This window comes from Rhodosalinus sediminis (genome assembly GCF_003385555.1).
In the GTDB taxonomy this organism is placed as follows: Bacteria; Pseudomonadota; Alphaproteobacteria; order Rhodobacterales; family Rhodobacteraceae; genus Rhodosalinus; species Rhodosalinus sediminis.
Genome location: NZ_QOHR01000085.1, coordinates 1 through 687 on the forward strand (window position 1 = coordinate 1; position 687 = coordinate 687).

A 687-nucleotide genomic window follows, 5' to 3' on the forward strand; every position below is an offset into this window, starting at 1 on the left:
AGGTAATCCTACTTTGACTCGGTTTTTTGCTTTTCATTTTCTATTACCTTTTGTAATTTTATTTTTTGTGATTTTACATCTTTTTTTTCTTCATGAAAAAGGTTCTAGAAATCCTTTAGGATTAAGAAGAGTATATGATAAAGTTTTTTTTCATCCATATTATAGAATTAGGGATATTTTTGGATTTGCTTTCTTTTTTGTTTTTTTTTTATTTATTTGTTTTTTGTTTCCTTATATTTTTATGGATGTAGAGAATTTTATTTCTTCTAATCCTTTGGTTACTCCCGTTCATATTCAACCTGAATGATATTTTTTATTTGCTTATACTATTTTACGTTCTATTTCTAGAAAAATTGGAGGAGTAATCGCTTTAGTTATATCGGTGGTTATTTTATATTTTTTACCTTTTTTTTTGAAGCATCGTTTTCGAAGAACTTTATTTTATTATTTTATAAAGTTTATATATTGGGTTTTTGTTGTAAATTGAATATTGTTAACATGAATTGGTGCGTGTGTTGTAGAATATCCATATATAGGGTTGGGGATAGTATTTAGTTTTTTGTATTTTATAATATTTATAGTTTTTTGAATAATTTATGAAATTCAGGATTTTATAATTTTATAAGTTGTGTTTGGCTTTATTTTAATTGTTTTGAAAACAATTTTTAAGAAATTTTCTTTAAAGTC

Annotated in this window: 1 protein-coding gene and 1 pseudogene; both read left to right on the top strand. The window is 23.1% G+C overall.

Going from position 1 to position 687, the window contains the following annotated elements; translation table 11 throughout:
* A partial coding sequence (locus tag DRV84_RS15190) for a cytochrome b N-terminal domain-containing protein (protein ID WP_192881441.1) occupies positions 1–307 on the top strand: 307 nt, incomplete at its 5' end.
* Between the two features lie 12 nt (positions 308–319).
* A pseudogene (locus tag DRV84_RS16300) lies at positions 320–487 on the top strand (hypothetical protein); the annotation flags it as partial.
* Positions 488–687: the final 200 nt, after the last annotated feature.